The 14,074-nt window shown below is 69.2% G+C and carries 10 protein-coding genes, 1 pseudogene and 1 riboswitch; of the genes and pseudogenes, 9 read left to right on the top strand and 2 right to left on the bottom strand.

Annotated elements, in window-relative coordinates; translation table 11 throughout:
• The first annotated feature begins 95 nt into the window (after nucleotides 1-95).
• The 8 genes and pseudogenes from ACWMMN_RS27880 to ACWMMN_RS27845 form a co-directional block, all read left to right on the top strand.
• Nucleotides 96-1,772 carry a methyl-accepting chemotaxis protein gene (locus ACWMMN_RS27880; protein WP_059237386.1) on the top strand — a complete coding sequence of 559 codons (1,677 nt, stop codon included), beginning with the start codon at nucleotides 96-98 and terminating at the stop codon, nucleotides 1,770-1,772.
• Entirely contained in the window at nucleotides 1,769-2,281 is a 513-nt protein-coding gene (locus ACWMMN_RS27875; protein WP_059237385.1) for a chemotaxis protein CheW, read from the top strand. The genes ACWMMN_RS27880 and ACWMMN_RS27875 overlap by 4 nt, the downstream gene beginning before the upstream one ends.
• Nucleotides 2,278-3,666: a CheR family methyltransferase gene (locus ACWMMN_RS27870; protein WP_486423425.1), complete on the top strand. Its 1,389-nt coding sequence runs from the start codon at nucleotides 2,278-2,280 to the stop codon at nucleotides 3,664-3,666. The genes ACWMMN_RS27875 and ACWMMN_RS27870 overlap by 4 nt, the downstream gene beginning before the upstream one ends.
• A 46-nt stretch (nucleotides 3,667-3,712) precedes the next feature.
• The gene (locus ACWMMN_RS27865) at nucleotides 3,713-4,414 is read left to right on the top strand and encodes a chemotaxis protein CheW (RefSeq protein ID WP_059237383.1); all 702 of its coding nucleotides are present in this window, start codon (nucleotides 3,713-3,715) and stop codon (nucleotides 4,412-4,414) included.
• Nucleotides 4,411-6,717: a response regulator gene (locus ACWMMN_RS27860; protein WP_486423424.1), complete on the top strand. Its 2,307-nt coding sequence runs from the start codon at nucleotides 4,411-4,413 to the stop codon at nucleotides 6,715-6,717. Before ACWMMN_RS27865 ends, ACWMMN_RS27860 begins: the two co-directional genes overlap by 4 nt.
• Nucleotides 6,714-7,733, top strand: a complete 1,020-nt coding sequence (gene cheB, locus ACWMMN_RS27855; protein WP_059237381.1) for a chemotaxis response regulator protein-glutamate methylesterase — start codon at nucleotides 6,714-6,716, stop codon at nucleotides 7,731-7,733. Before ACWMMN_RS27860 ends, cheB begins: the two co-directional genes overlap by 4 nt.
• A 79-nt stretch (nucleotides 7,734-7,812) precedes the next feature.
• Nucleotides 7,813-7,918, top strand: a riboswitch (Fluoride riboswitch).
• A 79-nt stretch (nucleotides 7,919-7,997) separates the two neighbouring features.
• A complete protein-coding gene (locus ACWMMN_RS27850) occupies nucleotides 7,998-9,239 on the top strand; it encodes a voltage-gated chloride channel family protein (RefSeq protein ID WP_059237380.1) in 1,242 nt (413 codons plus the stop codon).
• Nucleotides 9,133-9,765 (top strand): annotated as a pseudogene (locus ACWMMN_RS27845) (shikimate kinase); the annotation flags it as partial. The gene ACWMMN_RS27850 and the pseudogene ACWMMN_RS27845, both read left to right, overlap by 107 nt.
• Nucleotides 9,766-9,917: 152 nt before the next feature.
• Here ACWMMN_RS27845 and ACWMMN_RS27840 read toward each other — a convergent pair.
• Together ACWMMN_RS27840 and ACWMMN_RS27835 are read right to left on the bottom strand one after the other, a co-directional pair.
• The gene (locus ACWMMN_RS27840) at nucleotides 9,918-10,631 is read right to left on the bottom strand and encodes a riboflavin synthase subunit alpha (protein ID WP_174993113.1); all 714 of its coding nucleotides are present in this window, start codon (nucleotides 10,629-10,631) and stop codon (nucleotides 9,918-9,920) included.
• A gap of 207 nt (nucleotides 10,632-10,838) precedes the next feature.
• Nucleotides 10,839-12,701 carry an ABC transporter ATP-binding protein gene (locus ACWMMN_RS27835; protein ID WP_174993114.1) on the bottom strand — a complete coding sequence of 621 codons (1,863 nt, stop codon included), beginning with the start codon at nucleotides 12,699-12,701 and terminating at the stop codon, nucleotides 10,839-10,841.
• Nucleotides 12,702-13,185: 484 nt separating this feature from the next.
• Here ACWMMN_RS27835 and ACWMMN_RS27830 point away from each other — a divergent pair, with 484 nt between their 5' ends.
• The gene (locus ACWMMN_RS27830) at nucleotides 13,186-14,067 is read left to right on the top strand and encodes a Dyp-type peroxidase (protein WP_059237377.1); all 882 of its coding nucleotides are present in this window, start codon (nucleotides 13,186-13,188) and stop codon (nucleotides 14,065-14,067) included.
• The last annotated feature ends 7 nt before the right edge of the window (nucleotides 14,068-14,074 follow it).

Raw genomic sequence — 14,074 nt, 5'->3', positions numbered from 1 at the left:
CCGCCCGCAGACCCCGATGCGCTCGTGGCGCGCCTTCCGGCGCGCAGGCGGGCGCGGATTTTTTCAACGCTGATTTTAGAAAGCCCATAACGAACATGGCCACCGTGACGCCCCGCGCGACCAATGAAAGCCTGCATCCGACGATCGGCGCTGCCCGGCTGACGCTCGGCAATCGCATCCTGCTCAGCTTCGGCGTGCTGTTCGTGCTGATGCTGGTGACAGCCGGCGTGTCGTACGAGCGACTGCGCGCGATCAACAGCGAAGCCGTCAGCATCGAGCGTGACTCGCTGCCCGGCGTCTACCTCGCGTCGTCGCTGCGCGGTTCGGTCAACGAATCGTTCACGCTGCTGCAGCAGGCGACCTTCGTCGACACCGAGTCCGAAACCGTGCAGCGCGATCTCGCGAAGATCTCCGACGCGCTGAAGGACATCGAGTCGCTGTCGGTCGACTACCAGAGCACGACGTTCCGCGACGATGACCGGCAACGCTTCGCGACGTTCCGCGGCGCCTACGATCGCTACGTGCCGCTGCTGAACGAAGCCGTTCAGAAGAGCCGCGTGTCGCGCGAGGAGGCCGTCGCCGCGTACGCGAAAACGCTGCCCGCATGGACCGAGGTCGTGCGCAACGCGAACGTGCTGGTGCAGGAGAACCGCAAGTTCGCGGAACAGTCCGCGAAGATGATCCGCGAATCCGTGCAGGACACCGAAGTCGTGCTCGCGACCGCACTCGCGTTCGTGCTGCTGACCGCGCTCGGGCTGGGCTACGTGCTGTACCGTTCGGTCACCGTACCGATGGCGCGCCTTGTGGAAGTGCACGACGTGATGCGCACCGGCAACCTGACGCGCCGCCTCGACCTGCGCCGCCGCGACGAATTCGGCACGCTCGAGACGGGCTTCAACCGGATGGCCGACGAGCTGACCGAACTCGTCGCCCGCGCGCAGCAATCCTCGCTGCAGGTGACGACATCGGTGGCCGAGATCGCGGCGACGTCGCGCGAGCAGCAGGCGACCGCGAATGAAACGGCGGCGACGACGACGGAAATCGGCGCGACGTCGCGCGAGATCTTCGCGACGTCGCGCGACCTGCTGCGCACGATGAACGAGGTGGCCGGCGTGGCCGAGCAATCGGCGACGCTCGCGGGCGTGAGCCAGAGCGGGCTCACGCGGATGGGCGAGACGATGCGCAGCGTGATGGATGCGGCCGGCTCGGTGAACGCGAAGCTCGCGATCCTCAACGAGAAGGCGCTGAACATCAACCAGGTGGTCGCGACGATCACCAAGGTGGCCGACCAGACCAACCTGCTGTCGCTGAACGCGGCGATCGAGGCCGAGAAGGCCGGCGAGTACGGCCGCGGCTTCGCGGTCGTCGCGACCGAGATCCGCCGCCTGGCCGACCAGACGGCCGTCGCGACCTACGACATCGAGCAGACGGTGAAGGAAATCCAGTCGGCCGTGTCGGCGGGCGTGATGGGGATGGACAAGTTCTCCGAGGAAGTGCGTCGCGGGATGCTCGACGTGCAGCAGGTCGGCGGGCAGCTGTCGCAGATCATCGCCGAAGTGCAGACGCTCGCGCCGCGCTTCCAGATGGTCAACGAAGGGATGCAGACGCAGGCGAACGGCGCCGAGCAGATCACGCAGGCGCTGTCGCAGCTGTCGGAGGCTGCGCAGCAGACGGCCGAGTCGCTGCGCCAGTCGTCGCAGGCGATCGACGACCTGACGCTGGTGGCGAACCAGTTGCGTACCAGCGTGTCGCGATTCAAGGTCGACGCGTGACGCGCGCCGATCCGCAGGGCGGCGCCCATGCGCTGTTCCTGATGTTCGAGCTCGACGGCGAGCGTTACGCGCTCGACGCGGCCGGCATCGAGGAGGTGCTGCCGCTCGCCGTCACGAAAGCCGTGCCGGGCGCGCCCGACTGGATCGCCGGGCTGCTGATGCGCGGCGGCCAGCCGGTGCCGGTGATCGACGTGCCGATGCTGGCGCTCGGGCGGCGTGCGCATGCGCTGCGCTCGACGCGGCTCGTGATGGTCCGCTATCGCGCGGGCGAGGCCGACGGCGAGCGCACGCTCGGCCTGATCGTCGAACGCGCGACGCAGACGATGCGGATCGATCGCGCGGCGTTTCGCGCAAGCGGCGTCTCGACCGCACGCACGCGCTGGCTCGGGCTCGTCGCGAACACGCCTGACGGCGTCGTGCAGCAGGTGTCGGTGTCCGACCTGGTCGACGACGTTGCGCGCCTGTATCTGTTCGACGGCCTGCCGGGCCACGGGGAGGAGTCCGCATGAAAGAGTCCGAAGCGCGATTTCGCGGCTGGCTGCTGCGCGAGACCGGCATCGACCCCGATTCGCTCGGCAACGATTTTCTGACGCGGGCGCTGACGGATCGCGTGCACGCACTGCAGGCGGACGGCGAGCGCCTGCTGTCGGCGGCGCGGCCGCCCGTGACGCCGGAAGCGCTCGACGCGTACTGGCAGCAGCTCAACGCATCGGCCGACGAACGGCGCGCGCTGATCGAACTGTTCGTCGTCCCGGAGACATGGTTCTTCCGCGACCGCGAGGCCTTCGCGACGCTCGCGCGGCTGGCCGCGGAACGGCTTGCCGCGCTGCCCGGCCGTGTAATCCGCGTGCTGAGCGCGCCGTGCTCGACGGGCGAGGAGCCGTACTCGGCGGCGATGGCGTTGCTGGATGCCGGGCTCGACCCGGCCAGTTTCGCGATCGACGCGATCGACCTCAGCGCGCGCGCGATCGAGCAGGCGCGGCTCGGCTGCTACGGGCGCAATGCGTTCCGCGGGACCGCAACGGAGTTTCGTTCGCGCTACTTCACGCCAACCCGCGACGGCTGGCTGCTCGACGATCGCGTGCGCGCGTGCGTGCAGTTCAGTCATGCAAACCTTGTCGAACCGGTCGCGGATACGGGCATTCGCTACGATTTCGTGTTCTGCCGCAATGTGCTGATCTACTTCGACCGCGACGCGCAGGATCGCGTGATCCGCTCGCTCGACGAGCGTCTCGCCGACGACGGCACGCTGTTCGTCGGGCCGGCCGAAACGGGTGTCGCGATGCGGCACGGGATGCGCTCGGCGCGCGTGCCGCTGGCGTTCGCGTTCCAGCGCGAGCCGGCCGATGCGTGCGCGGCCCGGCCGGTCGCGCCGCTGTCGGCGGTGGCGCCGTACCGGTGTACGGAGCGCTTCACGGTCGCGCCGCTCGCGGCGACGCGCCCGGTGCTGGCCGTCGCGCCGCCGGCCTGGCTCGGCGACGTGGGTCAGCCGTTCGCAGCGCCGCTGCCGGCCGTGCGCACGGCCGCATTCGATGCGCGGGCCGACCTGTCGGTGGCGACGGCCGACCCGGCCGCACCGGTTGCCGAAGGCGTCGCGCCGACGCTGGAAGAGGCGCAGGCGCTCGCGAATGCGGGCGCGTTCGACGAGGCCGAGCGCGTGCTCGCGCAATTCTCGGCGCGCGTCGGGCCGCATGCCGATGCGTTCTACCTGAACGGATTGATTGCGGATGCGCGCGGGCGTGCCGCGGAAGCGGGCGACTTCTACCGGAAGGCGCTGTACCTGCGGCCCACGCATCACGAGGCGCTGACGCATCTTGCGACGCTGCTCGACGTCGGCGGCGATCGCGCGGGCGCGCAATGGCTGCTCGAGCGCGCGCGGCGCTCGGCCGGTTGACACGACGACGGGATAGGGACCGACACCGCGATGACCAGAGGAATTCATGAACCGCGACGCCGCTGCCACTGACGACACGACGATCGACGTCGACGATTGCTGGAACCGGATCGGCACGCGCGGCGACCGCTCGTGCAAGCGGTTGAACGACTGCCAGCGCTGCCTGAACTGTCCGGTCTACGCGTCTCACGCGGCGAAGCTGCTCGAGCGTCCGCTCGACGCCGCCGAGATGGCCGCCGCCACGCGCCGGATGAGCGCGTTCGACACGACACGCGCGGGCGACGACGACGGCGATACGCGCCACGCGGCGCTGGCGTTCCGCGTGGCCGACGAATGGCTGGCACTGCCGATCGGCGTGCTGCGCGAGATCGCGGGCACGCGTCCGATGCATTCGCTGCCGCATCGCCGCAATTCGGCCGTGCTCGGCGTGGTCAATATTCGCGGCACGCTGCGTATCGCGATCTCGATCGGCGCGCTGCTCGGCCTCGAGGCCGGCAAGCGCGGCAGCGACGACGGCCGTTTCACGCGGCTGCTGGTGGCCGCGCACCAGGGCGAACCGGTCGTGTTTCCGGTCGACGAGGTCGAGGGCGTGCTGCGCTTCGGCGCATCCGACTGGGTGCCCGTGCCGGCGACGGTCGGGCGCGCGAGCGCCGGCCTGTCGCGCGGCGTGCTGTCGTGGCGCGGCAAGTCGGTGGGCTTGCTCGACGACGATCGTCTGTTCGATGCCGTCACACGGAGCATGCGATGAGCGGCGATGACGACCTGAGCCACCTGTCGCTGCTCGAGCTGTATCGGGAAGAGACGCGCACGCAGACCCAGGCGCTGTCGGAGCGGCTGCTCGCGCTCGAATCGGGCGAGCCCGATTCCGTCGCGCTCGAAGCCTGCATGCGCGCCGCGCATTCGCTGAAGGGTGCCGCGCGCATCGTCGGCGTGCCGCTCGGCGTCGACATCGCGGGGCGGATGGAGGAGTGCTTCGTCGCTGCGCAGGCCGGCACGATCTCGCTGACGGCCACGCACGTCGATGTGCTGCTGGCCGGCGTCGATTTGCTGGTGCGCGTCGGCGATCCGCAGGCGCAGCCCGTCACGCCGACCGAGATCGACGTGTTCGCGGCCGCGCTGACGGGCGCCGACGGCGCACAGACCATGCAGGCGTCTTCGGCGGTGCCGCCGGTGCCGCCGCCGGTCATGTCGTATCGCGACCACGACGGCGCCGCGAACGAACCTGTCGGGGCCAGCGCGACCGTGCCGCCGCTCGCCGTGTCGGGCGCGGTGCCCGATCCGGCCCAGGCCGGCCGCGTGGCGGGCGCTGGCGCGATGCGCCGCGTGTGCGCCGATACGCTGAACCGGTTGCTGAGCCTGTCCGGCGAATCGCTGGTCGAATCGCGCTGGCTCAAGCCGTTCGCCGAATCGATGCTGCGCGTGAAGCGGGCGCAGCGCGATGCGGCCCGTTCGCTCGACCTGATGTACGAACAGTTCGCCGACGATCTCGACGCCGGCATGCTCGCGTCGATGAACGAAGTGCGGCACATGCTCAACGACCTGCAGCGTTCGCTCGCCGAGCGCATGGACGAGTTCGACCGGTTCGAGCGGCGCAGCACGCATATCGCCGAGCAGCTGTACGACGAGGCGCTGCAATGCCGGATGCGGCCGTTCGGCGATGCGACGCGCGCGTACCCGCGGATCGTCCGCGATCTCGCGCGCTCGCTCGGCAAGCAGGTGCGTTTCTCGATCGTCGGCGAAGGCACGCAGGTCGATCGCGACATCCTCGACCTGCTCGACGCGCCGCTCGGCCACCTGCTGCGCAACGCGATCGACCACGGCGTCGATTCGCCCGACGCGCGGCACGCGCGCGGCAAGCCGGCCGAGGCGAGCGTCACGCTCGAGGCGCGCCACAGCGCCGGCTCGCTGCTCGTCAGCGTGATCGACGACGGGCCGGGCGTCGACATGGACGCGCTGCGCGCAGCCGTCGTGCGCCAGCGCCTGACCGACGACGAGACGGCCGCGCGGCTGTCCGATCCCGAGCTGCTCGAATTCCTGCTGCTGCCGGGTTTTTCGATGCGCGACGCGGTGACCGACGTGTCGGGGCGCGGCGTCGGCCTCGATGCGGTGCAGGAGATGGTGCGCGGCGTGCGCGGCGCGGTGCGGATCTTCAACGAGCCGGGCGCGGGCATGCGTTTCGTGCTGCAACTGCCGCTCACGCTGTCGGTGATCCGCAGCCTGCTCGTCGAAGTCGGCGGCGAGCCGTACGCGTTTCCGCTCGCGCATGTGCGCCGCACGCTCGAGCTCGCGCATGACGACATCGACGTGCTCGAAGGGCAGCCGCATTTCCCGTTCGACGGCCGGCGCGCGGGGCTCGTCGCCGCGCACCAGCTGCTCGACGCGGGCGAGCCCGACGTCGCGCGCACCAGCACGGCGGTCGTGGTCGTCGGCGGCGAGCCCGAGCTGTACGGCGTCGCGGTCGACCGCTTCCTCGGCGAGCGGATGCTCGTCGTGCAGCCGCTCGACAGCCGCCTGCACAAGATCCAGAACATCGCGGCCGGCGCGTTGCTCGAGAACGGCGACCCGGTGCTGATCGTCGACGTCGAGGACCTGATCCGCTCGGTCGACAAGCTCGTGCGCGGCGGGCAGCTCGCACGGCTCACACGCGATCCGCAGCTTGCGCTGGCCGACCGGCGCCGCCGCGTGCTCGTCGTCGACGATTCGCTGACGGTGCGCGAGCTCGAACGCAAGCTGCTGGAAAAGCGCGGTTACGACGTGACGGTCGCGGTCGACGGGATGGAAGGCTGGAACGCGGTGCGCAGCGATGCGTTCGATCTGGTCGTGACCGACGTCGACATGCCGCGCATGGACGGGATCGAACTCGTCACGCTGATCAAGGGCGACCCGATGCTCAAGCGCGTGCCGGTGATGATCGTGTCGTACAAGGATCGCGACGAGGATCGCCGCCGCGGGCTCGATGCCGGCGCCGACTACTACCTCGCGAAGAGCAGCTTCCACGACGAGGCGCTGCTCGATGCCGTGCACGACCTGATCGGAGACTCGCGCGGATGAACATCGGCATCGTCAACGACTTGCCGCTGGCCGTGGAGGCGCTGCGCCGCGTGATTGCGCTGCGTGCCGACCACCGCGTGCTATGGGTCGCGACCGATGGCGACGAGGCGGTGGATTTCTGCGTCGCGCATCCGCCCGATGTCGTCCTGATGGATCTCGTGATGCCGAAGGTCGACGGCGTCGCCGCGACGCGCCGGATCATGGCGCGTGCGCCGTGCGCGATCCTGGTCGTGACGGCGAGCGTCAGCGCGAACACGTCGTCGGTCTACGAGGCGATGGGCGCCGGCGCGCTCGATGCGGTCGACACGCCGACGCTCGCGCTCGGGTTGTCGACCGACGCGTCGCCGCAAGCGCTGCTCGCGAAGATCGACCAGATCGGCCGGCTGCTCGAAAGCCGCACCGCGGCGCTGGTGCCGCCGGGGCCGACGCCCGCGCGCGGCCAGCCGACGCTCGTCGCAATCGGCGCGTCGGCGGGCGGGCCGACCGCGCTCACCGCGCTGCTGCGCGCGCTGCCGGAGGATTTTCCGGCCGCGATCGTGATCGTCCAGCACGTCGACCAGGCGTTTGCGTACGGCATGGCCGAATGGCTCGACGGCTATACGCGGCTGCCGGTGCGCGTCGCGCGGCAGGGCAGCGTGCCGCAGGCGGGCGAAGTGCTGCTCGCGGCGACCAACGATCACCTGACCCTGTCGCCGCGCGGCGTGCTCGGCTACACGCGGCATCCGGCCGAAACGCCGTACCGGCCGTCGATCGACGTGTTCTTCAACAGCGTCGCGGACGGCTGGCAGGGCGATGCGCTCGGCGTGCTGCTGACGGGCATGGGGCGCGACGGCGCGCTCGGCCTGAAGGCGATGCGTGCGAAGGGCTGCTACACGATTGCGCAGGACGAGGCGACCAGTGCCGTCTACGGGATGCCGAAGGCGGCCGCGGCGATCGGTGCGGCGTCGGCGATCCTGCCGCTCGAGCGGATCGCGCCCCACCTGATTTCGCGGATCGCGCTCGCGCCGCGCGACTGACGGCGCAGCGGGCGGGCGCCGGCGTTTCGCGGCGCCCCGGCGCGCGCATTGCGCGTGCTGCGCGGCGTCGCGTACAATGGCCGCCTGCGGAGATGGCATGCCTCCCTGCGGTCGTTCCCGGCGCGTTGCGCGCGCGGTGCGGCCCTCAACCGCCGGTTTGCCCGGCTGATGATGCCTGCGTGTTCCTGGGTCTTCAGGAGGTCGCAGGCCGTCCATGCGGTATTCTGCCGCCCAGGTTTTGATGTTCTGTCGAATCTGGAAATCATGTTTTTCACGACTTCTGCCGATCTTTTCGCGACCGTGCGCTATGTGTGCCGCTGGCTCGCGCTTTCAGCCCTGCTCGGCGCGCTGGCCGGCACGGCATCCGCGCTGTTCCTGATTGCGCTCGACTGGGCGACCGGCACGCGCGTCGCGCATCCGTGGCTGCTGTGGGGGCTGCCGGCCGCCGGTTTCGCCACCGGCTGGATCTATCATCGCTTCGGCCAGTCGGTCGCCCGCGGCAACAATCTGCTGATCGACGAGATTCACGACCCGAAGGCGCTCGTGCCGAAACGCATGGGGCCGCTCGTGCTCGTCGCGACCGTCGTCACGCACCTGTTCGGCGGCTCGGCCGGCCGCGAAGGCACGGCCGTGCAGATGGGCGGCGCGCTCGCCGATCGCATCACGCACGTGTTCCGTCTCGATCGCGAGCACCGGCGCGTGCTGCTGATGGGGGGCATCGCGGCCGGCTTCGCGTCGGTGTTCGGCACGCCGCTCGCGGGCGCCGTGTTCGGGCTCGAGGTGCTCGCGATCGGGCGCGTGCGGTACGACGCGCTGCTGACCTGCGTTGCGTCGGCGATCGTCGCGGACGTCGTGTGCCGCGCGTGGGGCGTGCATCACACGGCCTATGCGATCCCGTTCGTGCCGGCCGTGTCGGCGACGGGGCTGGCCGTGACGGTCGTCGCGGGCATCGCGTTCGGCGTGGCCGGGCGGCTGTTCGCATTCGCGACGCATGCGCTGACCGCGTGGTTCCGCCGCGTGATCCGCTATGCGCCGCTGCAGCCGGTGCTCGGCGGCCTGCTGGTCGCCGCGGCGGCCACCGTGCTGAACGTGCCGCAGTATCTCGGCCTCGGCATCCCGACGATCGAAGCCGCGTTTCACGGCCCGCTGCCGCTTTACGATTTCGCGGGCAAGTTCGCGTTCACGGTCGTCACGCTCGCATCGGGGTTCAAGGGCGGCGAAGTGACGCCGCTGTTCTACATCGGCGCGACGCTCGGCAACGCACTCGGCCAGCTGCTGGCGCTGCCGGTGCCCGTGCTCGCGGGGCTCGGCTTCGTCGCGGTGTTCGCAGGCGCCGCGAACACGCCGATCGCGTCGACGATCATGGCGATCGAACTGTTCGGCGCGGATATCGGCGTGTATGCGATCGTCGCGTGTGTCGTCGCGTACCTGTTTTCGGGGCACGCGGGGATTTACCGCGCGCAGCGCGTGGCGGTGGGGAAGGGGGCGCAGGCCGAGGCGGAGTGAGGCGGGCGCGGAAGGCGGATTCGTTGCGGCTTCTCCGGGAGCGCGATGCCTGCGATATCGGACGGGGAGCGTGTCGTTGCGGGTACATCTGATCGGACCGGGCGGCGCCGGCAAGACCACGGTCGGGGCGATTGTCGCGGCGCGCCTGAACTGGCGGTTCGTCGATGTGGATCAGTGCTTCCTGGCCGCGCACGGGAACATTGGCGATTTCATCCGCGATCGCGGCCATGCCGAGTATGCGTCGCACAACGTCCGGCTGTACGAGCAACTCGCACGCGGCATGTCGGCGCCCACGATCTGCGCGGTGTCGTCCGGTTTCATGCTGTATCCGGCCGATGTCGCGCCGGCCTATCCGGCACTTCGCCGCGGCATCGAGGAGGACGGATTCACCGCGCTCCTGCTGCCTTCGTTCGATCTCGAACGCTGCGTGAAACTGATCGTGGGCCGGCAAATGGCTCGGCCGTATCTGAATGCGAATGAAGCGGACGAGATGCGCAAGATCCGCGATCGGTTCCCTGCCTTCATGCGCCTGAACTGCAGGCGATTTGCGAGCGACGGCACACCTGGGCGCGTGGCGGCCGACATCGAACGCTTTATCGTGGCGTCGATGTCATCGGATGAAGACGATCCGTGTCCGGTCGCGGGCAAGTGGAACGGGCCCTGGCACGCCGGCATCCGTTACTGCTTCGGCAGGCGCGCAACATGGCGCGCCAGCAGTTCCTCGATATCGATGCCTTTTTCCGCCAGCAATGCGGTGACGACGCCGTTCAGTTCGCCGAGCGTTTCCTTGACCGATTCCCGGATCGTATCGACGACGACCTGGGTGCTGCGCTCGATCTCGATGTTGACCGTGTCGTTGACGCCCTTCGCATCGAAGGTCGTCGCGCGGCGCGTTTCGGGGATCAGCCAGACGTCGAACCAGCCTTCGTCGCGGTTGACGTCGGACACCGTCAGGCTGCAGCCGTTGATCGCGATATAGCCCTTCGCGAACACGTATCGCTTGAACGCTTCCGGCACGCCGATGCGCACCATCCGGTTGTGTTCGGACATCGCGATGTGCCGGATGGTCCCGGTGAAGTCGACATGGCCGGACAGCGGATGCCCGCCGATCTCCGCGCCGTCCTTCGCGGCCCGCTCCACGTTGATGTGCGCGCCCGTCGCGAGATCGGCCAGCGTCGTGATCCGCAGGCTCGGCAGCATCACGTCGAAGTCGATCAGCTCCGGCGAATGGATGGTCGTCACCGTCAGGCAGACGCCGTCGACCGACACGCTGGCGCCGATCTCGATGTCGTCGGTAAACCGCTCCGGGAATTCGATGCTGAAGGTTCTCAGTTCCCCGTGGTCGGCGATGGTCTTGATGGTGGCAACACCCTGGACAATTCCTGTAAACATGGTCGATCCCTAGTCGCAAATTTCCTGGTCGACATGATAAGGGATACCGGAAAAGGGCACGTCGTGGCGCGCGGCGTCAGGGCTGCGGGCGTGACGCGCGGACGTAAAAAAGGCCGTGCACCTGGCACGGCCTCGATCCGGATCCGTTTATCGACGCGTGCCGGCGGTGATGACCGCACCGCCGGCGCGTGCCGCGACGCACTTGCGTCAAGCCTCGGCCGGCTCCCCCAGCGGCCCGGCGTCATCGTTCGCCATGCGCCGCGGCGCATCCGCGAGCCCCTTCGCGAGCTCCAGCGCCTGCCGCTCGAACAGCCGGCGGTAGATGCCGCCGTCGATGCGGATCAGCGCGTCGTGGTTGCCTTCCTCGATCACCTTGCCGCGATCGAGCACGAGCAGCCGGTCGAGCGCGCGCACGGTCGACAGCCGGTGCGCGACCACGAGCGTCGTGCGGCCGACCATCAGCCGCTCCATTGCCTGCTGGATCAGCAGCTCGCTTTCGCTGTCGAGGCTCGACGTCGCTTCGTCGAGGATCAGGATCGGCGCATCGGCGAGGAACGCACGCGCGATCGCGACCCGCTGGCGCTCGCCGCCCGACAGCTTGATCCCGCGTTCGCCGACGAGCGTGTCATAGCCGTCCGGCAGCGCGACGATGAAGTCGTGCGCGCTGGCAAGACGCGCGGCGCGCTCGATGTCGGCGCGGCTCGCGTCGGGGCGCGCATAGGCGATGTTCTCCGCGAGCGTGCGGTGGAACAGCACGGGCTCCTGCTGGACGATCGCGATCTGGCTGCGCAGCGAATCCTGCTGCACGCGTGCGATGTCCTGGCCGTCGATCGTGATGCGGCCGCCCGACACGTCGTACAGGCGCTGGATCAGCTTGATGAACGTCGTCTTGCCCGACCCCGAGTGGCCGACGAGACCCACGCGCTCGCCGGGTGCGATCCGCATCGAGAAATCGTCGTACAGCGGCACCGGGTGGTTGCCGTAGCGGAACGTCACGTGCTCGAAGCGGATCTCGCCTTGCCCGATCCGGATGGCCGGTGCGTCGGGGCGATCGTCGATGCCGAGCGGCTGGCGCTCGAGCGCGACGAGTTCTTCCATGTCGTTCACCGAGCGCTGCAGGTTGCGGATGTGCATGCCGACGTCGCGCAGGTAACCCTGCAGCATGAAGAACATCGTCAGCGCGAACGCGATGTCGCCCACGCTCGCTTCGTCGTTCGCCCACAGCCGCAGCGCGACGCCGATCATCGCGGCCTGCATCGCGACGAGCATCGCGCCCTGCAACCCGCCGTTGAACGTGCCGCGCACCCACGTGCGGCGCGTGCGCTGCCGCCACTTGCCGATCACGCGCGCGAGCCGCGTTTCCTCGCGCGTTTCCGCGCCGAAGGCCTTGACCACGGCATTGCAGCTCACGGCGTCGGCGAGCGCGCCGCCCATGCGCGTATCCCACAGGTTGCCGAGCCGTGCGGCCGGCGCGACGATGCCGAGCGACACCGCGACCGTCACCGCGATGTACAGCAGCGAACCCGCGCCGACGACGAGCCCCATCACGGGCCAGTGCGAACCGAGCAGCACGGTGGCGCCGACCAGCATCGTGACCGACGGCAGCAGCGCGATCAGCACGGTGTCGTTGAGCAGGTCGAGCGCCCAGATCCCGCGCGTGATCTTGCGCACGGTCGAACCCGCGAAGCTGTTCGCGTGCCAGTCGGTCGAGAAACGCTGCACGCGGTGGAACGACGCGGCGGCGATCTCGCTCATCATCTTCAGCGTGAGCGTGATGATGTTCAGGTACACGCCCTGGCGCAGTATCGTCGCGCCGATGCCGAGCGCGGCGAGCGTGCCGAACGCGACGAGGGCCGCGTGCCAGGCGGCGGCGCGGTCGGTCAGGCCGGTCGACAGCGCGTCGATCAGGCGGCCGGCGAACAGCGGCGTGAGGACATCGGCGAGCGCGGCGAGCAGCGCGAAGCTCGCGACCGTGGCGGTGCGCGCCGGCTGCTTGCGCCAGTAGCGAATGGTGAAGCCGAAGACGGCCTGGAATGCGTGGCCGCCCAGATGGGTGGTTTTTCTGGTCATGTATCGTTGCCCGGCGCATCGCGCGACGGGACTTTCCGGTTCGGAGAACGTCGAAAACGCAACAGCCGGGCCGCGCGAAAGACGCGGGCGGAACGAAACGGGCTGTCGGGAAAAGCGCGGCTGACGGGTTAGCGGAAAACTCGGGAGCCTGCGCGGACGGCGGGCTGGATCAGCTGCGCCGTGGGACCACGTTCGGGAAGGTTGCTGGCATTCGGAACATCTGCACCTCCCTGAAGTGTGAACGGTTGAAAGGACGCCGAAAAGACGTGTAAAGATTCTATCAGCAGTGTCACGCGCGCTGCAACGTCTGACGAATGCGACGTTGCGGCGTCGATACGGTTAGTATTCAGGGTTTTGGCCCCTTTTCGCGTGCGTTCCGCCACGGCGGGTACGGGCCGGCGCGCGCATCGATTACACTTCGGCGTCCGCGGCGCGCGACGATGCGGCCCGTACAGATTTACTCCGAACCATTCCTGAGGAAACGATGAGCGACGTTCAGCAAGGCATCCTGGCTCCGATCGACACGGCAGCCCGATACCTCACTTTCACGATATCGAATGACGGCAATGTGGCAGCGGCGCTGGCCGCGCTGCGCGAGATCGTCGACGGGCGCGACACGGTCGTCGGTTTCGGACAGTCGCTGGCCGCGCACCTCGGGCGCCCGGTTCCGGGCCTGACCGGCTTCCCGGCGTTCGCGGTGAAGGACAGCACGCTGCCGGCGACGCCGGCCGACGTGTGGGTCTGGCTGCGCGCCGACGACCGCGGCGAGATCGTGCTGCGCGCACGGGCGATCGAACGCGCGCTCGCGCCGGCATTCGCGCTGCAGGATGCCGTCGACGGGTTCCGCTATTCGAACGATCGCGACCTGTCCGGCTATGAAGACGGCACCGAGAACCCGGAAGGCGACGACGCGGTGGCTGCGGCGGTCGTGACGGGGCAGGGCGCGGGGCTCGACGGCGCGAGCTTCGTCGCGGTGCAGCAATGGCTGCACGACTTCGACCAGATGGAACGCATTCCGTCGGGCGACATGGACAACATCATCGGGCGCCGCCGCTCGGACAACGAGGAACTCGACGATGCACCCGAGTTCGCGCACGTGAAGCGCACCGCGCAGGAAAGCTTCGAGCCCGAGGCGTTCATGCTGCGCCGTTCGTCGCCGTGGTCGGATGCGCGTCGCGCGGGCCTCTACTTCGTCGCGTTCGGCTGCTCGTTCCGCGCGTTCGACGTGCAGATGCGCCGGATGAGCGGTGCGGACGACGGGATCGTCGACGGCCTGTTCCGCTTCACGCGGCCGCTGACGGGCGCGTATTTCTGGTGCCCGCCGATGAAGGGCGGCAAGCTGGATCTGTCCGCGCTCGGCCTGTAAGCGCCAC

It is taken from the genome of Burkholderia cepacia complex sp. TUM26381, assembly GCF_057439935.1.
The sequence above is the reverse complement of the archived record's forward strand: the minus strand, read 5'-3'. Positions and strand labels throughout refer to the sequence as shown.